The sequence below is a fragment of the Bacillus sp. es.036 genome (assembly GCF_002563635.1).
In the GTDB taxonomy this organism is placed as follows: domain Bacteria; phylum Bacillota; class Bacilli; order Bacillales; family Guptibacillaceae; genus Guptibacillus.
Map to the genome: position 1 here is coordinate 1,070,835 of NZ_PDIZ01000001.1, position 24,956 is coordinate 1,095,790.

Below are 24,956 nucleotides of genomic sequence, written 5' to 3' on the forward strand. Positions count from 1 at the left end.
CGGCGAACATGGCATTTGAAGGGTTAGCCGACCGACTGCAAGACACCCTGCAGAAGATACGCGGTAAAGGGAAAGTAACGGAAGCTGACGTAAAAGAAATGATGCGTGAAGTAAGGTTAGCCTTGCTTGAAGCGGACGTTAACTTTAAAGTCGTAAAACAGTTTATCAACAAGGTCAAAGAGCGCGCCGTTGGACAGGAAGTTATGAAAAGCCTGACCCCAGGGCAGCAGGTCATTAAAGTCGTTAATGAAGAGCTGACAGCGCTTATGGGTGGAGAACAGAGTAAGATTGCTGTTTCAAACCGCCCACCGACTGTGATTATGATGGCCGGTCTACAGGGTGCGGGTAAGACGACAACTGTCGGTAAGCTTGCAAACCATTTACGTAAAAATCATAACCGTAAACCACTTTTAGTAGCGGCGGATATTTACCGCCCTGCAGCGATTAACCAGCTTGAAACACTCGGTAAACAGCTTAGTATGCCGGTCTTCTCGATGGGTGATCAAGTGAGTCCGGTAGAAATTGCTACCAAAGCAATTGAAAAAGCAAAAGAAGAACATCTGGACTATGTCATTATTGACACGGCCGGCCGCTTGCATATTGATGAAAATCTAATGCAGGAGCTAAAAGATGTGAAAGAAGCTGTTACGCCTGATGAAATCTTCCTAGTGGTTGATTCCATGACAGGACAAGACGCTGTGAATGTAGCTGAAAGCTTTAATGATGCCCTTGATATTACAGGTGTCGTTCTAACAAAGCTTGATGGTGACACGCGCGGTGGTGCTGCACTGTCGATCAAGTCTGTAACAGATAAACCGATCAAGTTCGCAGGTATGGGTGAAAAACTTGATGCACTAGAACCGTTTCATCCCGAGAGAATGGCTTCGCGAATTCTTGGCATGGGTGACGTGCTAACGCTCATTGAAAAAGCCCAGACTTCTGTTGATGAAGACAAAGCGAAAGAGCTTGAGAAAAAGATGCGAACGATGAGTTTTACGTTTGATGATTTCCTTGATCAACTTGGTCAGGTTCGAAGCATGGGACCGCTTGATGAATTGATGGACATGATTCCTGGTATGAATAAAAAAGCCATGAAAAATGTAAGTGTTGATGAAAAACAGATTGGCCGGGTTGAAGCCATTATTCAGTCAATGACAACACGTGAAAAAGAAGAACCAGATATTATCAATGCGAGTCGCAAAAAGCGAATTGCCGTCGGAAGTGGTACGTCTGTTCAAGATGTCAATCGTCTCTTGAAGCAATTTGATGAGATGAAGAAGATGATGAAGCAGATGACCAATATGTCTAAAGGCGGTAAGAAAAAAGGCAAGGGCATGAATTTCCCATTCATGCAATAAAAATGAAGTAAATTTTCTCTTTACAAGAGTATAAATTTATGATATTATATTGATTTATGTGAACATTTTTTGGAGGTGAAAGACATGGCAGTTAAAATTCGTTTAAAGCGTATGGGTGCTAAAAGAGCTCCTTACTATCGCGTAGTTGTTGCTGATTCACGTGCACCACGTGACGGACGCTTCATCGAGGAAATCGGAACTTACAATCCGGTTGCTAATCCAGTTGAAGTGAAAATCAACGAAGAGAAAGCTCTTGATTGGATGCTTAAAGGCGCTAAGCCTTCTGATACAGTACGTAACCTATTCTCCACTGCAGGACTTATGGAGAAGCTTCACAACGCAAAAAACACAAAGTAATTTAACACCTTAGAGGAGGCTTTCTTGAAAGCCTCCTTTGGTGTATCCTGGTCCATCATTTCGAAAAAGGTGGGAGACGATCATGGAAGCCCTGGTTGAAACAATTGTAAAAGCTCTTGTCGATCATCCTGATGATGTTCGAGTTGAAAAAGAAGCAACAAACAGCCTGGACATCTACAAGCTTTACGTTCATGCCGATGATACAGGTAAAGTGATTGGAAAGCAGGGGAAGGTTGCTCGATCAATCCGAACAGTCATGAATGCCGCGGCTGTTCAGTCAAGTAAACGCGTACAGTTGGAGATACTTTAGGGGGGAGCTTACACTCCTCTTTTTTATTTGTAACTTTAAAGACCATTAAAATGACATTACATACGGAGGGCAGTGCGATGAAAATCATTGTAACGTATGACGTGAAACAAGTTTTAACAGAGCAAAGCCGGGCTTCTTATTTACAACAATGGCAAAAAGAACGCTCAGCCCTTCAACAGGAAAAGGAACATCTCCAATTTGAAATGAAACGATTGCAAAAAAAGCGTCCGTCTGACCACAAGTGGATTGCCGATCAGTTTGAAAAAGAAATCCGGTCGAGAACGGAACGGATGTCTTATTTGGATTTTAAAATCGATCAGCTTGACCAGTTATCGCCAGGGTCTGAAATCCACGATGGGGAGATTGAATCGATTCAAGAGGTTCGAGTTGGTGAAAAGTGGCATGCACGAGAGCAAAAAGGTAAAATAGTCATTAAAGACGGGATCGTGCAAAGCATTGTCCCTGATTCCACAGGAAAGGATATCACGATATGACAGAATGGCTTAATGTAGGCAAAATCGTTAATACTCACGGCGTGCGAGGAGAAGTGCGCGTGATTTCAAGAACGGACTTCCCGGAGGAACGTTATGCAGTTGGCAGCACGCTTTATTTATTTAAGGATGAAGAACCAGTGTCTTTAACCGTTGCATCTCACCGTAAACATAAGCAGTTTGATTTACTGACATTTGAAGGCTTTCATAATATTAACGAAGTGGTTCATATGAAAGAAGGCATTTTAAAAGTTAAGGAAGATCAAGGTGGTCGGCTTGCCGATGAAGAGTTCTATTACCGAGATATCATTGGACTTGAAGTTCATACAGAAGAAGGCGAATATTTAGGGAAAATCAAAGAAATCTTATCGCCTGGGGCGAACGACGTTTGGGTAGTTCAAAGCATAAGCGGTGGTAAAGACCTTTTATTGCCTTACATCGAGCAAGTTGTGAAGCAAGTTGATTTAGCGGAAGGGAAAGTTACCGTTCATTTGATGGAAGGACTTCGTGATTAGCATGAAAATTGATGTGCTTTCTCTGTTTCCAGAAATGTTTACAGGTGTGTTTAATCATTCGATCTTAAAACGTGCTCAGGATAATGGAGCCGTCTCTTACAATGTAACCAATTTCAGAGATTACAGTTTGAACAAACACAAAAGCGTGGATGATTACCCATATGGTGGTGGCGCTGGAATGGTATTAACGCCTCAGCCGGTTTTTGATGCGGTCAATGATCTTTCTGAAGGAAAGCGCCCGCGCGTCATCCTTATGTGTCCTCAAGGAGAGAGGTTTACACAGAAGAAGGCAGAAGAATTAGCGAAAGAAGAGCATCTCATTTTTATATGCGGTCATTATGAAGGATATGATGAGCGAATTCGAGAAAATCTTGTCACGGATGAGATCTCGATTGGAGATTTTGTATTAACTGGTGGCGAACTCGGTAGCATGGTTGTTATTGATAGTGTAACGAGACTTCTCCCAGGTGTTTTAGGAAATGATACGTCAGCTCCAATGGATTCCTTTAGCAGTGGGTTGCTTGAACATCCTCATTATACTCGTCCTGCCGAATACAAAGGGATGAGTGTGCCTGATGTGCTTATGTCTGGTAATCATGAGGCGATACGAAAATGGCGTCTCAAAGAGTCATTACGACGCACCTTGAATAGAAGAGCAGATCTTTTAAACGAGAAAGACTTAACAAAAGAAGAGCAGAAGTTATTAAGTGAAATAAAGAGAGAAAAAGAATGAATTCATTCTTGTAATCTAAAAAGTGCTATGCTATGATAACAGTTGTGGCATTAGTCACGTATTACGATGTTCCGCTGTAATGTAAGATGATTTATATGAGCATCTGTGTGGAAGGAGGGTTACTTGATGCACAAGTTAATCCAGGATATCACAAAAGACCAACTTAAGTCGGATCTTCCTAATTTCCGACCAGGAGATACTGTGAAAGTTCACGTTAAAGTTGTCGAAGGCACTCGTGAGCGTATTCAGTTATTCGAAGGTGTTGTGATTAAACGACGTGGTGGCGGAATCAGCGAAACATTTACAGTTCGTAAGATTTCTTACGGAGTAGGTGTTGAGCGTACATTCCCAGTACATTCACCGAAAGTTGCTAAGCTTGAAGTTGCTCGTCGCGGTAAAGTTCGCCGTGCTAAGCTATACTACTTGCGTGCACTTCGTGGTAAAGCCGCTCGTATTAAAGAAATTCGATAAAGTAAGACACGGAGAAGGAGCTTGCATTGCCAGGCTCCTTTTTTCTATTGAAAAAAATCGCCATATGAAAAAAACGTCACACTGTGATAAAATAAAGCGAATTACGAAGGTTTGTAGGAAAGGCATAAGGGGAAAGAAAGAGGTAAAAAAAGAGCCTTTCATTAGGAGGAACAAGCATGAATAGCACCAGATCAGCAGAGAAAAAAGATTCCTGGGAGTGGATACGGGCGCTCATTATTGCTTTTATTCTAGCAGGAGCCGTTCGCTATTTTATTTTTGCTCCTATTGTAGTTGATGGAGAAAGCATGATGCCGACGCTTCAAGACCGTGATCGGATGATCGTGAATAAAATCAGTTATAATATTGGTGATGCTGAACGTTTCGATATTATTGTATTTGAGGCTCCTGAAGGCAAAGATTATATTAAGCGAGTGATCGGTCTTCCTGGAGATAAGGTGGAGTACAAAGGTGATATGCTATACGTAAATGGTAAAGCAATGAAAGAACCTTATCTAGAATCATATAAGGAAGATTTATTAGAAGGTAACCTTACCTATGATTTTGATCTAACCGGAGTAACTGGTGAAGCAACCGTTCCAGAAGGGCATTTGTTTGTCATGGGTGACAATCGGCAGCATAGTAAAGATAGTCGATCCATTGGCTTCGTTCCTGTAGAGAAAGTAATAGGAGAAGCAAACGTTATTTTTTGGCCTTTAAATGATATACAAGTAATGGAATAATGTGGGGTGTATTCCTGCATGATTTGAGAATAGGTGGAGATTGCATGACGATTCAATGGTTTCCCGGACATATGGCAAAAGCACGACGGGAGATTACCGAAAAGCTAAAAATGATTGATGTTGTAATTGAACTAGTGGATGCACGAATCCCACTAGCTTCAAGAAATCCGATGATTGATGAAATTGTTTCGTCAAAACCAAGGCTTATTTTGCTCAATAAAGCAGATATGGCGGATAATCAGAAAACAGCCGAATGGAAGCATTATTTTCAGTCGCAGGGTCATAAAGCATTAGCGATTGATTCACAAACAGGTAAAGGTGTGAAAAGCATTCCTGCTGCTGCGAGAGAGCTGATGAGTGATAAAATTGATCGCATGATTGAAAAAGGCATGAAGCCCCGCGCTGTGCGTGCGTTAATTTTAGGGATTCCAAACGTCGGGAAATCGACGTTAATTAACCGTTTGGCAGGGAAGAAGATTGCTAAAACTGGTGATCGCCCTGGTATTACAAAGAAGCAACAGTGGATCAAAGTTGGAGATGAGATGGACCTTCTCGATACGCCGGGAATTCTCTGGCCTAAATTTGAAGATCAAATTACCGGATATAAGCTTGCTGCGACGGGAGCAATTAAAGATGAAATTCTTGATTTTCAAGATATTTCGGTATTTGTGCTGAAGTTTATGAGCGAACATTATCCCGATAGACTAATGGACCGGTATCATCTTGATCACATCCCGGAAGATGTTGTGGAGTTGTTTGATGAAATCGGAAAAAAACGCGGATTTTTAATGAGTGGTGGCTGGATTGATTATGATAAAACAGCTGAAACCGTTCTTCGAGAGCTACGAAGTGGTAAATTGGGCGACGTATCGTTAGAAACGCCAGAAAGGTAAGGCCATGAGCCTTACCTTTTTTTAAGTGAACATTAAGAAAGAGGGGATCATATGAGCGATCGAGTAAAGTCGATTAAAGAAATTGATCAAATGTTGAAGGAAGGACAGTATACGAACGAAGATTGGGACCAATGGAAGCAGGATGAACGAAAAGGGGTTGTACGCTTACTTGCTAGGGAAGGAAAGAAAGAACAAGAAAAAATGAAGATTCTTAAGATGCATGAAGAAATGAGCGTCCTAGAAGCTCACTACAGAGGAAATGGGCGTCTCTCGATAGCGGGAGTCGATGAAGTAGGAAGAGGCCCTCTAGCAGGCCCTGTCGTTGCTTCAGCAGTCATATTAGATCCTGAAGTCCCGATTCTTGGCCTTCAAGATTCAAAGAAACTGTCGCATGCGAAATTAAATGACCTTTTTGATCAAATACATATGGGTGCCGTCGCAATTGGAGTTGGCGTCGTTAGTGCAGCTGAAATTGATGAATTAAATATTTATCAAGCGACAAAAAAAGCGATGCAACAAGCTGTTGAGGGATTACGTGTACAAGCTGACTTCTTACTTGTAGATGCCATGCACATTCCGGTTCAGATCGATCAAGAGTCTCTTATCAAAGGGGACGCGAGAAGTGTTAGTATTGCAGCCGCATCTATCATTGCCAAAGTAACACGTGATCGCATGATGGTGAAATTAGCAGAAACCTATCCAGAGTATGGATTTGAACGACATGTAGGTTATGGAACAAAGGAGCATCTTTCTGCCCTTGATGAATTTGGTATTACAGAAGTGCACCGAAAATCATTTGCGCCTGTAAGAGATCGTTTAAGCGTATGAATAGGTAGAAAAGGTTGATACTATACCTATTCTAATGTGAAGGAGCAATTATTTGTGAAAGATCCAGGACCTCAAGAAAAGAATGAATCTTTTTATGAAGAAGCAGGAGAAGAGTTTGGTGTCTATACCCCAGCAGCAGCAAGAGAATTAACGATTACGGACCACAAGAAGAGGGAGCAAGAAAGCTCGCCTAAGAAAGCGGGAAGAAATGAGCAGGAAGAGGGGAGGTGACCCCTCTTCTTTTTTTGATTTTACTTCGTTTATTCTAAATTTACCACGTGGCACTCATTTTAGCAGAACAAGCGTGAAATAAGCGGAATGATTCGTTTTCAGACGATGAATTGGAACAATTTTTGCAAGAAAGAAAAGAGACTTTATGCAAAAGGGTAGACAATCGGTGTGAATTTTCTATACAATGAAAACGTCGTCAAAGATTTGATTGACTAGGATAGGAGGATGAGAGAATGAATATCCATGAATATCAAGGAAAAGAAGTCCTAAGAAGCTACGGGGTATCCGTCCCTAATGGACAAGTCGCATACTCCGCAAAAGAAGCTGTGGACGTTGCAAAACAATTAGACAGTAGTGTTTACGTTGTAAAAGCACAAATCCATGCAGGTGGTCGAGGGAAAGCTGGCGGAGTTAAAATCGCTAAGAACCTTGAGGAAGTTCGTACATATGCTGAGGAGATCCTCGGAAAAACACTTGTTACTCATCAAACAGGACCAGAAGGCAAAGAAGTAAAGCGCTTACTTATCGAAGAAGGTTGCGATATTAAACAAGAATACTACGTTGGCCTTGTGCTTGATCGTGTGACATCACGCGTTGTTATGATGGCATCCGAAGAAGGTGGAACTGAAATTGAAGAAGTGGCTGAACATAGCCCCGAGAAGATCTTCAAAGAAGTGATTGATCCTGCCGTTGGTCTTCAAGGTTATCAGGCTAGAAGACTAGCATTTAATATTAATATTCCAAAAGAACAAATTAACAAAGCAGTTAAGTTCATGCTTGGATTGTATAAAGTTTTTGTTGAAAAAGATGCTTCTATTGCTGAAATTAACCCACTTGTGACAACGGGTGATGGAAATGTAATGGCGCTTGATGCAAAACTAAACTTTGATCCAAATGCACTTTATCGCCATAAAGATATTCTTGAACTTCGTGATCTTGACGAAGAAGATACAAAAGAAATCGAAGCATCAAAATATGAGTTAAGCTACATCGCTCTAGATGGCAATATCGGCTGTATGGTTAACGGTGCAGGTCTTGCGATGGCAACGATGGATATTATCAAGCATTACGGCGGCGACCCCGCTAACTTCCTTGACGTTGGGGGCGGCGCAACAGCTGAGAAGGTAACGGAAGCTTTCAAAATTATTCTTTCTGACAAAAACGTTAAAGGCATCTACGTTAACATTTTCGGCGGGATCATGAAGTGTGATGTAATCGCTGAAGGTGTTGTGGAAGCTACGAAACAAGTAGGTCTTGAAATTCCGCTTGTTGTACGTCTTGAAGGAACAAATGTTGATCTTGGAAAGCAAATCCTGAAAGATTCAGGATTAAATATTACCGCTGCTGAGTCTATGGCTGACGGCGCGGAAAAAATCGTTTCATTAGTGAAGTAGAAAGGCGGGACTAGGAATGAGCGTATACATTAATCAAGATACAAAAGTCATCGTTCAAGGGATTACGGGATCTGTTGGTTTATTTCATACACAGCAAATGCTTGAGTATGGTACGAAAATTGTAGGTGGCGTAACGCCTGGTAAAGGCGGTACTGAAGTGGAAGGCGTTCCTGTATTTGATACCGTGGAACAAGCCGTTCAAAAAACAGGCGCTAATGCTTCTGTCATTTATGTTCCGCCTGCTTTTGCAGCCGATGCCATTATGGAAGCTGTAGACGCTGAAATGGACCTTGCGATTTGTATTACGGAAGGAATTCCGGTTATCGATATGGTGAAAGTAAAGCGTTATATGGAAGGAAAGAAAACGCGTCTTGTTGGACCGAACTGTCCAGGCGTGATCACTCCTGAAGAATGTAAGATCGGCATTATGCCTGGGTATATTCACAAAAAAGGTCACGTAGGCGTTGTTTCTCGTTCTGGTACGTTAACGTATGAAGCGGTTCATCAACTTTCAGAATCAGGTATTGGTCAATCAACAGCCGTTGGTATTGGTGGTGACCCGGTGAATGGCACGAACTTTATCGATGTCTTGAAAGCTTTTAACGAAGATGACGATACGTATGCGGTGATTATGATCGGTGAAATCGGCGGTACAGCTGAAGAAGAAGCGGCTGAATGGGTAAAAGCGAACATGACAAAACCTGTAGTTGGCTTTATCGGAGGTCAAACAGCACCTCCAGGAAAACGTATGGGCCATGCTGGTGCGATTATTTCTGGTGGTAAAGGTACGGCTGATGAAAAGATCAAAACAATGGAGTCTTGTGGAATTAAAGTCGCTCCAACGCCTGCAGTAATGGGTGAAACACTGATTTCTGTTTTAGAAGATAAGGGCTTACTAGAGAAGTGCACAACACATAAGGCTTAATCAAAATAGCTCCCGTTTTGGGAGCTATTTCTCTTATACATAGCGGGCATGCGATAAATTTTATTCTTGATAGGAGAGAACCGTGATTGAGAACATTTAGAAGCCGGTTAATTCAGTTGCATCAGTGCCGGGGGTGTACCTGGAAACTGATGCAATCCTTTCTCATATTTGACCCAACGCTTCAAAGCATATATGATATGTCTGCTACTCAGTTAAGGCAATTTGGTTTATCAAACGAACAAGCTGGATATTTATATGAAGATCTTCATTTTACTAAACCATGGAGATTGGCTCATTTTAAAGCGGGCGAAATTCGCGTAATAACAAGATTTGATAAGGCATACCCTGAACAACTTACGCATATTTATGATGCACCGTGGGTGATTTATTGCATTGGGAATACCACGCTTCTAAATGAACGTCGCTTGTTGAGCGTAGTTGGCTCACGAAAGCATTCACCAGATGCACGTGAAATGATGAACCTTATCTTAACACCGATCGTATCGAGTGGATGGACGATTGTTAGTGGGCTAGCCCTCGGTATTGATACGCTTGCTCATCAGCTTGCTCTCGATCATGGTGCAGGGACGATCGCTGTACTTGGCGGTGGATTTAAATGGATTTATCCGAAAGAAAACCAGCTGCTAGCTTCTTCCGTTGCAAGAGACGGTCTCCTTTTATCGGAATATCCACCCAATTGCCGACCTGAAAAACATCACTTTCCGGAACGGAATCGCATTATTAGTGGATTATCCGCTGGAACGTTTATCGTTGAAGCGCAAAAACGCAGTGGTTCGCTCATTACAGCTGACCAGGCAATGGAACAGGGGCGCGAAGTATTTTGCTTACCTGGAAAAATAACAGATCCGTCTGCTGAAGGGACAAATCGCCTCATTCAGCAGGGCGCTAAACTTGTTTTAGAAGCGAATGATATCCTCAATGAACTACCGAATTTTCATGAAAAGAATACTAGCACTATTTGACAAACAAGTTTTGACTATTGAATAATAAGGAAGATTTTAAAATTTACCTCAATGGGGGGAGGAAACGTATTGTGGCAGATTATCTAGTAATTGTTGAATCTCCCGCTAAAGCAAAAACAATTGAAAAATATTTAGGAAAGAAATATCAGGTGAAGGCCTCATTAGGTCACGTCATTGACCTTCCTAGAAGTCAGATGGGCGTTGATGTGGAAAATAACTATGCTCCTAAATATATAACAATACGCGGGAAAGGCCCTGTCTTAAAAGAAATTAAAGATGCAGCAAAAAAAGCGAAGAAAGTCTATCTCGCAGCTGACCCCGATCGCGAAGGGGAAGCGATTGCATGGCATCTTGCTCACAGTTTAAAAATCGATGAGCAAACAGAGTGCAGGGTTGTCTTTAATGAAATTACAAAAGATGCGGTTAAGGATGCGTTCAAGCAACCGAGACCGATTAACATGGATCTTGTCGATGCTCAGCAAGCAAGACGTGTCTTAGACCGTTTAGTTGGGTATAACATTAGTCCATTATTATGGAAAAAAGTAAAAAAAGGTTTAAGTGCTGGACGAGTTCAATCCGTTGCAGTTCGCCTTATTATTGAAAGAGAAAAAGAAATTCAAAATTTTGAAGCAGAAGAGTATTGGAAAATCAAAGCGTCGTTTGAAAAAGATGGCGAACAATTTGAGGCTGGTTTCTACGGAGTAGATGGAAAGAAAACGGATCTGCAATCACGTGAAGATGTCGACAATGTTCTAAAACGCATTGAAGGCGATCAGTTTAATATCCAGTCTGTTCAAAAGAAGGAACGCAAACGAAACCCGGCACTACCGTTTACGACATCTTCTCTTCAGCAGGAAGCGGCGAGAAAACTTAATTTCCGCGCGAAGAAAACGATGATGCTCGCTCAGCAACTTTATGAGGGGATCGCAATCGGAAAGCAGGGAACGGTTGGTTTAATTACGTACATGCGAACTGACTCAACACGTATTTCTGAAACGGCGAAGGATGAAGCGAAAGAATACATTCAAGGTAAATATGGTGACACATACTTATCAGCTAAAAAGCCTGCTAAAAAACAGTCAGGGAAATCACAAGATGCTCACGAAGCCGTTCGACCAACATCGGTTATGCGTGATCCATCTGAAATGAAGGCTTACTTAAAGCGTGATCAGCTTCGTTTATACAAGTTGATCTGGGAGCGTTTTGTAGCGAGCCAGATGGCACCGGCTATCATGGATACGATGAGCGTTGACTTAGAAAACAATGGAACGACCTTCCGTGCAACTGGTTCTAAAGTGAAATTTAAAGGGTTTATGAAGGTGTATGTTGAAGGAAACGACGACAATAAAAAGGAAGAAGATAAAATGCTTCCTGATCTTGAAGAAGGAATGAACGTATCCACTTCAGACATTGATCCGACACAGCATTTTACACAGCCACCGCCGAGATATTCAGAAGCACGTCTTGTTAAAACAATGGAGGAACTCGGTATAGGAAGACCATCTACTTATGCACCAACCCTGGATACGATTCAGCGTAGAGGGTACGTGGCGTTAGAAGATAAGAAATTTGTTCCAACTGAACTTGGCGAAATAGTGTTAGAGCTGATTTTGGAGTTCTTCCAGGATATTATCAACATTGAATTTACGGCTGGATTAGAAAATGATCTTGACAAAATCGAGGATGGCGAGGCAGAATGGATTTCTGTCATCAACGAATTTTATCAAAACTTCGAACAGCGCCTGAAGGTAGCTGAGGAAGAAATGAAGGAAGTCGAAATTAAAGACGAACCTGCTGGAGAAGATTGTGAGAAGTGTGGTTCTCCAATGGTAATTAAGATGGGACGTTATGGAAAGTTCATGGCTTGCTCAAACTTTCCTGATTGTCGCAATACAAAACCGATTCTAAAAGAAGTTGGCGTTACCTGTCCGAAGTGTAAAGAAGGTAATGTCGTTGAACGTAAAAGTAAGAAAAATCGCCTTTTCTATGGTTGTGATCGTTTCCCTGAGTGTGATTTCCTATCGTGGGATAAACCGATCAAACGTCCATGTCCTAAATGCGGTGACTTACTTGTTGAGAAGAAAACGAAGAAAAAGAAAGAAATTAAGTGTGTGAACTGTGATTTCGTTGAAGAAGAAAATTAGTAAGGGGTTTTAGCAATGAGTAAACACGTGACGGTGATTGGCGCCGGTCTTGCTGGCAGTGAAGCCGCGTGGCAGCTTGCAAAGCGAGGAGTGGATGTTCATCTTTATGAGATGCGTCCAAAGAAGCAAACGCCTGCTCACCATACTGATAAATTTGCGGAGCTTGTGTGCAGTAACTCGCTAAGAGCGAATACGCTAACAAACGCAGTTGGAGTATTAAAAGAAGAAATGCGAAAGATGGACTCTGTTATTATTAACTCGGCTGATGAATGTGCGGTCCCTGCGGGTGGTGCACTTGCAGTCGATCGCCATGAATTCGCCGCTAAAGTAACGGAGAATGTTAAAAACCATCCTAACGTAACGGTTTTTTCAGAAGAGTGCACAAAAATCCCTGATGGACCAACTATTATTGCAACAGGTCCTCTTACATCGAAAGATCTATCTGATCAATTGAAGGCGCTAAGTGGTGAAGAGTATTTATACTTCTATGATGCTGCTGCTCCTATAATTGAAACAGAAAGCATCGATATGGAAAAAGTGTACAAGAAGTCCCGTTACGATAAGGGAGAAGCAGCGTACTTAAACTGTCCAATGACGGAGGAAGAGTTTAATACGTTCTACGAAGCGCTTATATCCGCTGAAACGGTCCCGCTAAAAGAATTTGAGAAGGAAATTTTCTTTGAGGGCTGTATGCCGATTGAAGTCATGGCCCAACGTGGGCAGAAAACGATGACGTTTGGTCCTCTTAAGCCTGTTGGATTAGAAGATCCTCGCACAGGAAAGCGCCCTTATGCTGTCGTGCAGCTGAGACAGGATAATGCGTCGGGTACGCTTTACAACATCGTTGGATTCCAGACCCACCTTAAATGGGGACCGCAAAAAGAAGTGATTCGCTTAATTCCGGGTCTTGAGAATGCTGATATTGTTCGTTATGGCGTGATGCACCGAAACACGTTCATTAACTCGCCTAATCTATTAAAACCAACCTATCAGTATAAAGAACGTGAGAATCTCTTTTTCGCTGGTCAAATGACGGGTGTTGAAGGCTATGTCGAATCGGCGGCATCAGGCTTAATTGCTGGGTTTAATGCTGCTCGGCTCATGAATGATGAAGAGCCATTAGTATTCCCTGAAGAAACGGCACTTGGTAGTTTAGCGAATTATATTACGACAGCGAATCCAGATAATTTCCAACCGATGAACGCTAACTTTGGTTTGTTTCCACCACTTGAAACGCGGATCAAAAGCAAAAAAGAACGCAATGAAACGATCGCGAATCGAGCCTTAGAAACAATTCAGAATTTTGTAAAAAGATTGTAAATTTCTATTGCTAAGGCTTCTAAATTGTGTTACGATTTAGAAGCCTTTTGAGGTGATGACGATGAATAACAATCAACAAGCTCATATTCAATCATTTTCTGAGTATCTCCAGATTGAAAAGAATTGTTCACCACATACGATCTCAGGTTACTTACAGGATATTGAACATTTCCGGTCTTTTATGAAGCAGCAGACTATCGATGTCTTTGCTGCTGTTTCTTATGCAGATGTCAGAATTTATTTAACTGAGCTTCATGAGCGAGGTTACGCAAGAAAAACAGCAGCAAGAAAAATTTCAACGTTACGAAGCTTATATCGATTCCTTTTACGTGAGAACATTGTAGAGATTAATCCCTTTACAATGAGTTCCCTGCCTAAACAAGAAAAACGTCTGCCGCAATTTTTGTACGAAAAAGAACTTAACGTGCTGTTTGACACGCCAGATACCACGAAGCCGCTTGGTCAACGCGACAGAGCGCTGCTCGAAGTACTATACGGGTGTGGCATACGAGTGAGTGAGTGTGTTGGGCTTAATTTAGAAGACATTGATTTTGCGATTGGGACGATTTTTGTACTTGGTAAAGGACGTAAGGAAAGGTATGTACCAATAGGGAGTTTCGCTATAGATGCAATGAAAGAGTACATTCACGATGGACGAGAACAGTTGCTATCGTCAGGGAAAGAGCCGACTAAAGCCCTGTTCCTAAATTTTAGAGGTAGTCGTGTGACGGCAAGAGGTGTTCGGACAATTTTAGATAAGATTGTAAAAGATGCCTCTTTGCATGTACATATAAGCCCGCATGTGATGAGACACACATTCGCAACCCATTTGCTGAATGAAGGGGCAGACTTACGTTCTGTGCAGGAGCTATTAGGGCATTCTGATTTATCATCTACTCAGATCTATACCCACGTGACGGGAGATCGATTGCGAAATATATACATGAACCATCACCCAAGAGCCTAAGGGCTCGGGAGGAGGAACTTATGGGAGACTTTCATTCTACAACGATATTTGCCGTTCAGCATAATGGTGAGTGTGCAATGGCTGGTGACGGTCAGGTTACATTCGGAAATGCTGTGGTCATGAAGCATACAGCTAAGAAAGTAAGAAGGCTTTTTCATGGAAAAGTAGTTGCGGGATTTGCAGGATCCGTTGCTGATGCTTTTACTCTTTTTGAGAAATTTGAGAGCAAGCTTGAGGAATTTGGTGGCAACCTTCAGCGTGCCGCTGTGGAACTTGCTAAAGAGTGGCGCAGCGATCGCGTGTTAAGGAAGCTTGAAGCGATGCTAATAGTAATGAACAAAGATGAGCTATTGCTAATCTCAGGTACTGGTGAAGTGATTGAACCTGATGATGGCATTCTTTCAATTGGTTCAGGTTCAAACTACGCTCTTTCAGCAGGCAGAGCACTTAAGCGTTATAGTGATAACAAAACCGCTGAAGAAATTGCGCGAGCATCTATGGAAATTGCATCTGAAATATGCGTATACACGAATGATCAAATTATCGTAGAAACCATTTAGTATATAAAATGTATCTTTGGAGGAGATCGTATGTCTAATCCATTAACACCGAGACAAATTGTTGAAAAGCTTGATCAGTATATTGTTGGTCAGAATGACGCGAAGAAGGCTGTCGCAGTGGCATTAAGAAATCGATACCGCCGTAGCCAGCTGAGCGACAAACTGAAGGATGAAGTGAATCCAAAAAATATCTTAATGATTGGACCTACAGGCGTAGGTAAGACTGAGATAGCACGTCGACTTGCTCGCCTTGTCAATGCGCCATTCATTAAAGTTGAAGCAACGAAATTTACTGAAGTAGGTTATGTTGGTCGAGATGTGGAATCGATGGTTCGTGATCTCGTGGAAACATCAATCAGGCTTGTCAAAGAAGATCGCATGGAACAGGTGAAGGGCAAGGCGGAAGAAAATGCGAACAAACGCATTGTGGAATTGCTTGTACCTTCTAGTAAAAAGCAAACCCAATACAAAAATCCGCTTGAAATGTTATTTGGTAATCAAGGACAAGAGGAAACAGCGAACCAGTCCGCAAGTGAAGATCAGACCATTGCATCAAGGCGGAAGCAAATGGCTCAGCAGCTCGCACTTGGTGAACTGGAAGATCGCATGATTACAGTGGAAGTTGAAGAGCAAAACAACTCCATGATGGATATGTTCCAGGGAGCTGGTATGGAACAAATGGGTATGAACATGCAGGATATGCTCGGCAACATTATGCCCAAAAAGAAGAAAAAGCGTAAGCTGCCTGTGTCAGAAGCAAGAAAAGTTTTAACACAGGACGAAGCAGCAAAACTCGTAGATATGGACGAAGTTGCGCAAGATGCTGTTTCAAAGACAGAACAATCGGGTATCATCTTCATTGATGAAATTGATAAGGTAGCTGGGAAAAGCCAGCAATCAGCTGATGTTTCTAGAGAAGGTGTTCAAAGAGACATCTTACCGATTGTAGAAGGCTCAACAGTAACAACAAAATATGGACCTGTTAAAACAGATCACATTTTATTTATGGCTGCAGGAGCTTTCCATATGTCAAAACCATCTGATCTAATTCCTGAGCTACAGGGCCGTTTCCCAATTCGCGTAGAGCTATCTAGTTTAACGGTAGACGACTTTAAGCGGATTTTGACAGAGCCTGATAATGCTCTTGTGAAGCAATATACAGCTTTATTAGAAACTGAAGGTATTAAAGTTGAATTTTCTGACGATGCTATTCTTAAAATTGCTACAATTGCTACAGAAGTGAACCAGGACACGGATAATATTGGTGCGCGAAGACTTCATACAATTTTAGAAAAGCTTCTTGAAGATCTTTCATTTGAAGCGCCAGACATTAATCTAGACAGCATTACAATCACACCAGAGTATGTTGAGGAAAAGTTAGCTTCTATTGCGAAGAACCGTGACCTCAGCCAATACATCCTATAATACATACAGGAGGACAAAACAATGAATTTACTTGAAAAAACAAGAAAAATTAATGGTATGCTACAAAAGTCAGAGGGTCCAGTTAACTTTACCGATATGGCAGAAACGCTACGTGACGCTATTATGGCAAACGTATATGTTGTAAGCCGCAGAGGTAAATTACTTGGCATCGCGATTAATCAAGAAATTGAGAACGAACGTATGAAGAATATGTTCTCAGAGCGTCAGTTTCCAGAAGAATATACGCAGAATCTCTTTAACATTGGTGAAACGTCTTCGAACCTTGACATTACAAGCGAATACACAGCTTTCCCTGTAGAGAATCGTGATCTTTTCGAAAAAGGTCTAACAACGATTGTACCAATCGTTGGTGGTGGAAGCCGTCTAGGTACGCTTATTCTATCTCGTCTAAGCGATTCATTCTCAGATGATGATCTTTTGTTAGCTGAGTACGGTGCAACCGTAGTAGGAATGGAGATTCTTCATGAGAAGGCAGAAGAAATTGAAGAAGAAGCAAGAAACAAAGCAGTCGTGCAAATGGCGATTTCTTCTCTTTCCTATAGTGAACTTGAAGCAATTGAGCATATTTTCGAAGAACTTGAAGGAAATGAAGGACTTCTTGTTGCAAGTAAAATTGCTGACCGCGTAGGGATTACACGTTCTGTCATCGTAAACGCTCTTCGTAAGCTTGAGAGTGCTGGTGTTATTGAGTCTCGTTCTCTAGGAATGAAAGGAACTTATATTAAAGTTCTTAACGATAAGTTTCTTGTAGAACTATCAAAACTGAAGACGCAATAATTGATTAAACGCTCCGGGACTCTCGGAGCGTTTTTATTAGTATTTTCGGCATTTTTTTATGCGTGGTGCATTGGAATGCTAAGCTTTTATATGGATTATGAGAGTAAGATAGTATAGGTATTCATGGAATTTAAGATTTAAACTTGCGACTTGTCACATGATATGATATATTAATCAACGGTGTTAATCACACACGCTTGTTGATTTGGAAAGTGGTGCTGCAGACGCAGTTTTTTCCGAAATAGATGCAAGCGGAGGATAAAAAAACCATTAGGAGGAACACAATCATGGCAGTAATCTCTATGAAACAGCTTCTTGAAGCTGGGGTACACTTCGGTCATCAGACTCGTCGTTGGAACCCGAAAATGAAACCTTATATCTTCACTGAAAGAAACGGTATCTACATTATCGATCTTCAAAAAACAGTGAAGAAAGTCGAAGAAGCTTATAACTTCGTTCGTGACATCGCTCAGGACGGTGGTAAAGTTCTTTTCGTAGGTACAAAAAAGCAAGCGCAAGATTCCGTTAAGGATGAAGCGATCCGTGCTGGTCAATACTACATCAACCAACGCTGGTTGGGTGGAACGCTTACGAACTTTGAAACTATTCAAAAGCGTATCAACCGCCTGAAGAGCCTTGAAAAGATGCAAGAAGACGGTACATTCGAAGTACTACCTAAGAAAGAAGTTATGCTTCTTAAAAAAGAAATGGATCGCCTTGAAAGATTCCTTGGTGGTATTAAAGATATGAACGGCGTTCCAGACGCAATGTTCGTAATCGACCCTCGTAAAGAGCGTATCGCTATTGCTGAGGCTCGTAAGCTTAATATCCCTATCGTTGCGATCGTGGATACAAACTGTGATCCAGATGAGATCGACTATATTATCCCTGGTAACGACGATGCAATCCGCGCTGTGAAACTTCTTACTGCTAAAATGGCTGACGCTGTTATCGAAGTTAGCAAAGTAGAAGAAGAAGCAGAAGTTGAAGCGGTAGAAACTGAAGAAACATCTGTATAAGAACACAAAGGGGTGATAAAGGGGAACTCTAACCCCTTTATCACCTTTTTTTAACCCAAAAGGGTATGATTACATATCATAATTCAAGGAGGAATTACTAATGGCAGTAACAGCTCAAATGGTAAAAGAATTGCGTGCACAAACAGGCGCAGGAATGATGGATTGCAAAAAAGCACTAACTGAAAACGATGGTGACATGGACAAGGCAATTGACTGGCTTCGTGAGAAAGGTATCTCGAAAGCAGCGAAAAAAGCTGACCGCGTAGCAGCAGAAGGTCTTGCAACGATCGCTGTTGAAGGAAACAAAGCAGTAATCGCTGAAATTAACTCTGAAACTGACTTCGTTGCAAAGAACGAGAGCTTTACTTCTTTAATCAACGAAATCTCTCAACACCTCCTTAAAACAAATCCTGAGTCTGTAGATGCAGCTCTTGAAAGCAAAATGGAAAACGGACAAACAGTGACTGAATATTTGAATGATAAAATCGCGAAAATTGGAGAGAAAATTTCTCTTCGTCGCTTCCAAATCGTTGAGAAAACTGATGCAGATGCATTTGGCGCTTACCTTCACATGGGTGGACGCATCGGTGTTCTAACACTTCTTGAAGGTACAACTGATGAAGAAGTAGCGAAAGACGTAGCAATGCACACAGCGGCAGTTAACCCTCGTTTCGTATCTCGCGATGCTGTTCCAACTGAAGAAGTTGAGCGTGAGCGCGAAGTTCTTAAACAACAGGCCCTTAACGAAGGTAAGCCTGAGAAAATTGTTGAGAAAATGGTAGAAGGCCGTATCAACAAATTCTTCGAAGAAATTTCTCTAGTTGATCAGCCGTTTGTTAAAGACACTGATCAAAAAGTAGGAAAGTACGTTGAATCTAAAGGCGCTACTGTAAAAGGCTTCATCCGCTACGAAGTTGGCGAAGGCATGGAGAAACGTGAAGATAACTTCGCTGAAGAAGTTATGTCTCAAGTGAAGAAGTAAAACAATGATAGGGAACACGCTGTGTTCCCTATTTTTCAAGAACAAATACTGATAAACATGCTGGAGGGTTAAAATGAGCGGAGCCAAGTATGAACGCGTTGTGTTAAAATTAAGCGGAGAAGCATTGTCCGGTGGAGAAGGTCAGGGAATATCACCTTCAATCGTTCAGTCTATCGCATCACAGGTGAAGGAAATTCATGAAATGGGTGTAGAAGTTGCTGTTGTTGTCGGCGGTGGAAACATCTGGCGTGGAAAAGTAGGCAGTGAAATGGGAATGGATCGTACGACTGCTGATTATATGGGGATGCTTGCTACTGTAATGAATTCACTTGCAATGCAGGATAGCCTTGAAAGCATTGGAGTTGAAACGCGTGTTCAAACTTCAATCGAAATGAGACAGGTAGCTGAACCGTACATCCGTCGTAAAGCCATTCGTCACCTTGAAAAAAAACGCGTTGTCATTTTTGCAGCAGGTACTGGTAACCCATACTTCTCGACAGATACAACTGCAGCATTGCGTGCGGCCGAAATTGAAGCAGATGTTATTTTGATGGCGAAAAACAACGTAGACGGCGTTTATACAGCCGATCCGACAGTTGACGCGACTGCGAAGAAGTATGACACTCTTTCTTACCTTGATGTACTCAAGGAAGGTTTAGCTGTAATGGACTCCACAGCTTCTTCACTTTGTATGGACAACGATATTCCACTAGTTGTCTTCTCTATCATGGAAGAAGGCAACATTAAGCGCGCCATTTGTGGCGAAGAAATTGGAACAGTAGTAAAGGGGAGAAATTAAGATGACGAAAGAAATCTTGAAAAACGCTGAAGAACGTATGCAAAATGGAATTTCAAGCTTAAAGCGTGAGCTAGCGACACTGCGAGCAGGAAGAGCAAATGCTTCTCTACTTGATAAAGTTCAAGTAGATTACTATGGTGCTCCAACACCTGTTAACCAACTTGCTGGTGTTTCAGTTCCAGAAGCGCGTATGTTATTGATCCAGCCTTACGATAAAACTGCGATTGGCGATATCGAAAAAGCCATTCTTAAATCTGACCTTGGCCTAACACCTTCTAATGATGGAAATGTCATTCGTCTTACAATCCCAGCTCTTACGGAAGAGCGTCGTAAAGATCTTGTTAAACTCGTTAAGAAATATGCTGAAGAAGGCAAAGTTGTGATTCGTAACATTCGCCGCGATGCAAATGATGAGTTAAAGAAACAAGAAAAAGATGGCGACATTACAGAAGATGAGCTTCGCCGCGGAAACGATGATGTGCAGAAGCTTACTGACAAATATGTAGCTGAAGCTGACAGCATTGCTGCTGATAAAGAAAAAGAAATCATGGAAGTCTAAATCAATAACATGTAAAATAAGATAATAAAAGGACCCTCTTTTCCCACAGGGGGTTTTTTTGTTAAGTAAGTGACACAATGGAGGATTTGCAATGCTTGGGAAGTTCTCGAACTGGATGAGAAAGAATGAAGATGAGGAACAATTAGAAATTAACACATCTGCTAATATCCCAGGACATATTGCGATCATTATGGATGGCAATGGACGCTGGGCCAAGAAGCGAGGTCTCCCACGTGTGGCTGGCCACCGTGAAGGTGTGAAGGTAGTGAAGAAGATCGTTCGGAAGGCAAATGATCTAGGAGTGCATTATTTAACGCTCTATGCCTTTTCAACTGAAAATTGGAAACGACCGAAAGAGGAAGTAGACTTTTTGATGAAGCTCCCAGAACAATTTCTACTTAGCCACCTGCCAGAGTTGATTGAGCAGAATGTTCAAGTACGAATAATGGGAGAACGAGAGCAGCTGCCCCCCCATACGTTCAAAGCCATTAGCAAGGCAGTAGAAGAAACGAAAGATAACACCGGACTTATTCTTAATTTCGCACTAAACTATGGCAGCCGTCATGAAATGAAGATGGCCATGCAGCGGTTATTAAGTGATGTGAAAAAGGGGATACTGACTGAAGAAGAGATTACGGAAGAGAGAATTTCTTCCTATTTACTCAGTAGTCAATATCCGGATCCGGATTTACTTATACGGACAAGCGGAGAAATACGCTTAAGTAACTTTATGCTCTGGCAGCTGGCTTACACAGAACTATGGTTTACAGAAGTTCTATGGCCTGATTTCACAGAGCACCATTTTGTTGAAGCCGTACAGGAATATCAGCGAAGAGGAAGACGTTACGGCGGGGTGTAAGTGTAGGAGGACATTAATGTAATGAAACAACGAGTTATAACGGGTGTGATTTTTGGCGCCCTCTTGTTAGGAATGATTGTAATTGGAGACTGGCCGTTCATTCTTTTGATGGCGTTAGTTGCCACAATTGGAATGGTTGAATTGTTACTGATGAAGAAAATCACATTGGTTTCACTTCCTGGCTTACTTGCTATCGTCGGAACGTGGATTCTTGTCATGCCTGATGACTGGATTGCTTCACTAACATCATCTGTTTTTACCAAAATTGATCTCTTGTTTTTCGGACTGCTCATTTTACTTGCAATGACGGTTCTGACGAAAAATAAGTATAGTTTTGATGAAAGTTCTTTTATTATGATGGCGTCGCTCTATGTTGGTTTAGGTTTTTATTACTTCACAGCAACTCGTTATCTTGGTGAAAGTAATTTAGACGGCATGATTCATTTGTTCTTTATTATCTTTCTCATATGGGCATCTGATTCTGGAGCCTATTTTGTGGGACGATCACTCGGTAAGAAAAAACTTTGGCCACATATATCTCCAAACAAAACCGTTGAAGGTGCAGTTGGAGGCGTTGTGATGGCCTTAATCGTAGGAATTGTTTTTCAAATGATTTATCCGGTATATGATTCCATGGTTGTTGTTCTAATCGTATCGGTGTTAACGTCTGTTTTTGGACAGATTGGTGATCTTGTTGAATCTGCGTTTAAGCGTCATTATGGAGTGAAAGATTCCGGCAGTATCTTACCAGGGCACGGAGGGATACTTGATCGATTTGATAGTCTTATATTCGTTCTCCCCCTTCTGCATTTACTTAACCTGGTATAGTCGAAACAGAGTGGATTGGAGGAACGAATTTTTTGAAGAAAATTAGTTTACTTGGAGCATCTGGCTCGATCGGTGTTCAGACTCTCGATATCATAAGAATGCATCCTGATATGTTTTCCCTTGTCGCATTTTCCGTTGGGAAAAATGTTGAAAAAGCGGTCGAAATAGCGGAAGAGTTTAAGCCAAAGTTATTGTCTGTCCAAAAGAAAGAAGATGCTGATTCACTCAGAAGAATGATTTCAAGGAAAACGAAAATTGTTTATGGAGATGAAGGGCTTTTAGAAGTTGCTTGCCATCATGAATCAACCGTTCTCGTTAACGCAATTCTTGGTAGTATCGGCCTTTCTCCAACCTTATCAGCGATTGAACAGGGAAAGACAATTGCAATAGCGAATAAAGAAACGCTCGTTACAGCAGGCCATCTAGTAACAGAAGCTGCAAAAAAACATGGGTCTGCCCTTTTACCAGTAGATAGTGAACATTCAGCACTGTTTCAGTGTTTGAATGGTGAAAAGCAGGAGCAAATGGAACGGCTTATTTTAACGGCTTCAGGAGGTAGTTTCCGAGATAAGAAACGAGAAGAGCTAACTGGAGTTAGCGTTCACGATGCCCTAAATCACCCAAATTGGTCGATGGGAGCTAAAATTACGATCGATTCAGCAACGATGATGAACAAAGGACTAGAAGTGATTGAAGCTCATTGGTTATTTGGAACACCCTATGATCAAATTGATGTCGTGCTTCATAAAGAAAGTATCATTCACTCAATGGTAGAGTACATAGACGGAAGCGTCATGGCGCATCTAGGTACTCCGGATATGCGAATTCCAATTCAATATGCACTTAGCTATCCTGATCGACTTGAAATCAGAAATGCAAAACGGTTAAACTTATGGGAAGTTGGTCAACTCCATTTTGAACAAGTGGATTACAACCGCTTCCGTGCATTAAAGCTAGCTTATGATGCTGGCCGTGCTGGTGGTTCACTTCCAGCCGTATTAAATGCAGCTAATGAAACGGCCGTTGCCGCATTTCTTGAGGGGAAAATCGATTTCTTAACGATCGAAGAGCTCGTAGAAAAAGCGATGGAGAAACATGAAGTAATTCAAAATGCGTCGCTTGAAGAAATACTTGAAATTGATTCTGAAACAAGATTACGAGTTCAGTCATTAATTAAATAAAGGTGGTAAGTGGATATGAACACTGTGATTTCGATCATTATCATATTCGGAGCACTCGTTTTTTTCCATGAATTGGGTCACTTGCTTCTCGCAAAGCGTGCGGGGATCTTGTGTCGAGAATTCGCAATAGGCTTCGGACCGAAAATCTTCACATTTAAAAAAGGGGAGACGGTTTACACAATCAGGCTCCTACCTCTTGGTGGATTTGTCCGAATGGCCGGAGAAGATCCTGAAATGATTGAGTTAAAACCAGGTCAGCGTGTTGGTCTTCTTTTCAATGATCAAAACAAAGTGTCTAAGATTGTGATAAACCAAAAGTCAGCTTATCCTAATTTAAAAGAAGTAACGGTGGAAGAAGCCGATCTAGAGCGTGGCCTTTTTATTAAAGGCTACGAAGGTGAAGATGAACCCGCCGTTGTCTATCCGATTGATGAGACGTCCCATTATGTGATGGACGGTTCAGAATTTCAAATTGCGCCATACGATCGTCAATTCGGATCAAAATCCCTTTGGGATCGTTTCCTGGCTATTTTTGCTGGGCCGGTAATGAATTTCTTGTTAGCAATCGTGATTTTTATTGCACTCGGTTTATTACAGGGAACGCCAACGAATCAAGTGAAAGAAGTTGTCGATGGAAGTCCTGCTGAACAAGCAGGTATGATGAACGGTGACGTGATTACTGAAATCAATGGAACAGAAATAACGGGATGGAATCAAATGACCTCGATTATTCAGGAAAATGCCAATAACCAACTTGGCTTTAATGTGGACCGTCAAGGAGAGAATGTTTCCCTATCGATTACTCCTGAAAAACAGGAGCTTTCAGAAAACCAATCGGTTGGTCGAATTGGTGTTGCACCTGAATATCAGGTGAATTTCTTGGATTCCATTGTATTTGGCTTTACTTCAACCTATGAATTTGGAAAAGCAATCTTTGTAGGGCTTGGACAACTTGTTACAGGCCAACTGTCGATCGATGCCTTCTCTGGACCAGTAGGTATTTATAGTTATACGGAAGAAGCAGCTTCAGGCGGCCTTTATGTCCTGATGAGATGGGCTGGCTTCTTAAGCATTAATCTAGGGATCTTTAATTTATTGCCGCTTCCGGCACTTGATGGAGGAAGACTTCTCTTTATTGGTGTTGAAGCATTGCGCGGAAAACCAATCGATCCCCAAAAGGAAAGCCTTGTTCACTTTATTGGCTTTTCGTTCCTTATGTTGCTGATGTTAGTTGTAACATGGAATGATATCCAGCGCTTCTTCTTATAAGAGCGACAGGACCCGTT

Annotated in this window: 28 protein-coding genes; all 28 read left to right on the forward strand. The window is 41.7% G+C overall.

Annotated elements, in window-relative coordinates; genetic code table 11:
- Positions 1 to 8: 8 nt before the first annotated feature.
- The 28 genes from ffh (at position 9) to rseP (ending at position 24,939) form a co-directional block, all read left to right on the forward strand.
- A complete protein-coding gene (ffh, locus tag ATG70_RS05545; protein WP_098443357.1) occupies positions 9 to 1,358 on the forward strand; it encodes a signal recognition particle protein in 1,350 nt (449 codons plus the stop codon).
- 84 nt (positions 1,359 to 1,442) lie between these two features.
- Positions 1,443 to 1,715, forward strand: a complete 273-nt coding sequence (rpsP, locus tag ATG70_RS05550) for a 30S ribosomal protein S16 (RefSeq protein WP_098443358.1) — start codon at positions 1,443 to 1,445, stop codon at positions 1,713 to 1,715.
- An 82-nt stretch (positions 1,716 to 1,797) separates the two neighbouring features.
- A complete protein-coding gene (locus tag ATG70_RS05555; RefSeq protein ID WP_098443359.1) occupies positions 1,798 to 2,025 on the forward strand; it encodes a KH domain-containing protein in 228 nt (75 codons plus the stop codon).
- A 77-nt stretch (positions 2,026 to 2,102) separates the two neighbouring features.
- Positions 2,103 to 2,519, forward strand: coding sequence for a YlqD family protein (locus tag ATG70_RS05560; protein WP_179886194.1), 417 nt, complete (start codon positions 2,103 to 2,105; stop codon positions 2,517 to 2,519).
- Entirely contained in the window at positions 2,516 to 3,031 is a 516-nt protein-coding gene (gene rimM / locus ATG70_RS05565) for a ribosome maturation factor RimM (protein ID WP_098443361.1), read from the forward strand. The genes ATG70_RS05560 and rimM overlap by 4 nt, the downstream gene beginning before the upstream one ends.
- Position 3,032: 1 nt before the next feature.
- A complete protein-coding gene (trmD, locus tag ATG70_RS05570; protein WP_098445732.1) occupies positions 3,033 to 3,764 on the forward strand; it encodes a tRNA (guanosine(37)-N1)-methyltransferase TrmD in 732 nt (243 codons plus the stop codon).
- Positions 3,765 to 3,890: 126 nt separating this feature from the next.
- Entirely contained in the window at positions 3,891 to 4,235 is a 345-nt protein-coding gene (gene rplS, locus ATG70_RS05575; RefSeq protein ID WP_098443362.1) for a 50S ribosomal protein L19, read from the forward strand.
- A gap of 176 nt (positions 4,236 to 4,411) precedes the next feature.
- Positions 4,412 to 4,975 carry a signal peptidase I gene (lepB, locus tag ATG70_RS05580; RefSeq protein ID WP_098443363.1) on the forward strand — a complete coding sequence of 188 codons (564 nt, stop codon included), beginning with the start codon at positions 4,412 to 4,414 and terminating at the stop codon, positions 4,973 to 4,975.
- 44 nt (positions 4,976 to 5,019) lie between these two features.
- Complete coding sequence (ylqF, locus tag ATG70_RS05585; protein ID WP_098443364.1) at positions 5,020 to 5,868, forward strand: ribosome biogenesis GTPase YlqF; 849 nt, start codon at positions 5,020 to 5,022, stop codon at positions 5,866 to 5,868.
- A gap of 51 nt (positions 5,869 to 5,919) precedes the next feature.
- Positions 5,920 to 6,696 (forward strand): ribonuclease HII, encoded by a 777-nt coding sequence (locus tag ATG70_RS05590; protein WP_098443365.1) that lies wholly within the window; start codon positions 5,920 to 5,922, stop codon positions 6,694 to 6,696.
- Between the two features lie 54 nt (positions 6,697 to 6,750).
- Positions 6,751 to 6,927: a hypothetical protein gene (locus tag ATG70_RS22390; protein WP_159782356.1), complete on the forward strand. Its 177-nt coding sequence runs from the start codon at positions 6,751 to 6,753 to the stop codon at positions 6,925 to 6,927.
- Between the two features lie 233 nt (positions 6,928 to 7,160).
- Positions 7,161 to 8,321: an ADP-forming succinate--CoA ligase subunit beta gene (sucC, locus tag ATG70_RS05595; RefSeq protein ID WP_098443366.1), complete on the forward strand. Its 1,161-nt coding sequence runs from the start codon at positions 7,161 to 7,163 to the stop codon at positions 8,319 to 8,321.
- A gap of 16 nt (positions 8,322 to 8,337) precedes the next feature.
- Positions 8,338 to 9,246, forward strand: coding sequence for a succinate--CoA ligase subunit alpha (gene sucD / locus ATG70_RS05600; RefSeq protein ID WP_098443367.1), 909 nt, complete (start codon positions 8,338 to 8,340; stop codon positions 9,244 to 9,246).
- Positions 9,247 to 9,332: 86 nt separating this feature from the next.
- On the forward strand, positions 9,333 to 10,229 hold the full coding sequence (gene dprA / locus ATG70_RS05605) for a DNA-processing protein DprA (protein WP_098443368.1): 897 nt from the start codon (positions 9,333 to 9,335) through the stop codon (positions 10,227 to 10,229).
- A gap of 71 nt (positions 10,230 to 10,300) precedes the next feature.
- Complete coding sequence (gene topA, locus ATG70_RS05610; RefSeq protein ID WP_098443369.1) at positions 10,301 to 12,373, forward strand: type I DNA topoisomerase; 2,073 nt, start codon at positions 10,301 to 10,303, stop codon at positions 12,371 to 12,373.
- 15 nt (positions 12,374 to 12,388) lie between these two features.
- Positions 12,389 to 13,693, forward strand: coding sequence for an FADH(2)-oxidizing methylenetetrahydrofolate--tRNA-(uracil(54)-C(5))-methyltransferase TrmFO (gene trmFO, locus ATG70_RS05615; protein WP_098443370.1), 1,305 nt, complete (start codon positions 12,389 to 12,391; stop codon positions 13,691 to 13,693).
- A 61-nt stretch (positions 13,694 to 13,754) separates the two neighbouring features.
- Positions 13,755 to 14,660, forward strand: coding sequence for a tyrosine recombinase XerC (xerC, locus tag ATG70_RS05620; RefSeq protein ID WP_098443371.1), 906 nt, complete (start codon positions 13,755 to 13,757; stop codon positions 14,658 to 14,660).
- 20 nt (positions 14,661 to 14,680) lie between these two features.
- Positions 14,681 to 15,220, forward strand: coding sequence for an ATP-dependent protease subunit HslV (hslV, locus tag ATG70_RS05625; protein WP_098443372.1), 540 nt, complete (start codon positions 14,681 to 14,683; stop codon positions 15,218 to 15,220).
- A 30-nt stretch (positions 15,221 to 15,250) separates the two neighbouring features.
- A complete protein-coding gene (hslU, locus tag ATG70_RS05630; RefSeq protein ID WP_098443373.1) occupies positions 15,251 to 16,645 on the forward strand; it encodes an ATP-dependent protease ATPase subunit HslU in 1,395 nt (464 codons plus the stop codon).
- A 21-nt stretch (positions 16,646 to 16,666) separates the two neighbouring features.
- Positions 16,667 to 17,443: a GTP-sensing pleiotropic transcriptional regulator CodY gene (gene codY / locus ATG70_RS05635; RefSeq protein ID WP_098443374.1), complete on the forward strand. Its 777-nt coding sequence runs from the start codon at positions 16,667 to 16,669 to the stop codon at positions 17,441 to 17,443.
- A 287-nt stretch (positions 17,444 to 17,730) separates the two neighbouring features.
- Positions 17,731 to 18,462 carry a 30S ribosomal protein S2 gene (rpsB, locus tag ATG70_RS05640; RefSeq protein ID WP_098443375.1) on the forward strand — a complete coding sequence of 244 codons (732 nt, stop codon included), beginning with the start codon at positions 17,731 to 17,733 and terminating at the stop codon, positions 18,460 to 18,462.
- Between the two features lie 100 nt (positions 18,463 to 18,562).
- Positions 18,563 to 19,444, forward strand: a complete 882-nt coding sequence (gene tsf, locus ATG70_RS05645; protein ID WP_098443376.1) for a translation elongation factor Ts — start codon at positions 18,563 to 18,565, stop codon at positions 19,442 to 19,444.
- A 73-nt stretch (positions 19,445 to 19,517) separates the two neighbouring features.
- Complete coding sequence (pyrH, locus tag ATG70_RS05650; protein ID WP_098443377.1) at positions 19,518 to 20,243, forward strand: UMP kinase; 726 nt, start codon at positions 19,518 to 19,520, stop codon at positions 20,241 to 20,243.
- A gap of 1 nt (position 20,244) precedes the next feature.
- Positions 20,245 to 20,802, forward strand: coding sequence for a ribosome recycling factor (gene frr, locus ATG70_RS05655; protein ID WP_098443378.1), 558 nt, complete (start codon positions 20,245 to 20,247; stop codon positions 20,800 to 20,802).
- A 91-nt stretch (positions 20,803 to 20,893) separates the two neighbouring features.
- Complete coding sequence (locus ATG70_RS05660; protein WP_098443379.1) at positions 20,894 to 21,661, forward strand: isoprenyl transferase; 768 nt, start codon at positions 20,894 to 20,896, stop codon at positions 21,659 to 21,661.
- A gap of 21 nt (positions 21,662 to 21,682) precedes the next feature.
- Positions 21,683 to 22,489, forward strand: a complete 807-nt coding sequence (locus tag ATG70_RS05665; RefSeq protein ID WP_098443380.1) for a phosphatidate cytidylyltransferase — start codon at positions 21,683 to 21,685, stop codon at positions 22,487 to 22,489.
- Between the two features lie 32 nt (positions 22,490 to 22,521).
- The gene (gene dxr / locus ATG70_RS05670; protein WP_098443381.1) at positions 22,522 to 23,670 is read left to right on the forward strand and encodes a 1-deoxy-D-xylulose-5-phosphate reductoisomerase; all 1,149 of its coding nucleotides are present in this window, start codon (positions 22,522 to 22,524) and stop codon (positions 23,668 to 23,670) included.
- Between the two features lie 15 nt (positions 23,671 to 23,685).
- Positions 23,686 to 24,939: an RIP metalloprotease RseP gene (gene rseP / locus ATG70_RS05675; RefSeq protein ID WP_098443382.1), complete on the forward strand. Its 1,254-nt coding sequence runs from the start codon at positions 23,686 to 23,688 to the stop codon at positions 24,937 to 24,939.
- The last annotated feature ends 17 nt before the right edge of the window (positions 24,940 to 24,956 follow it).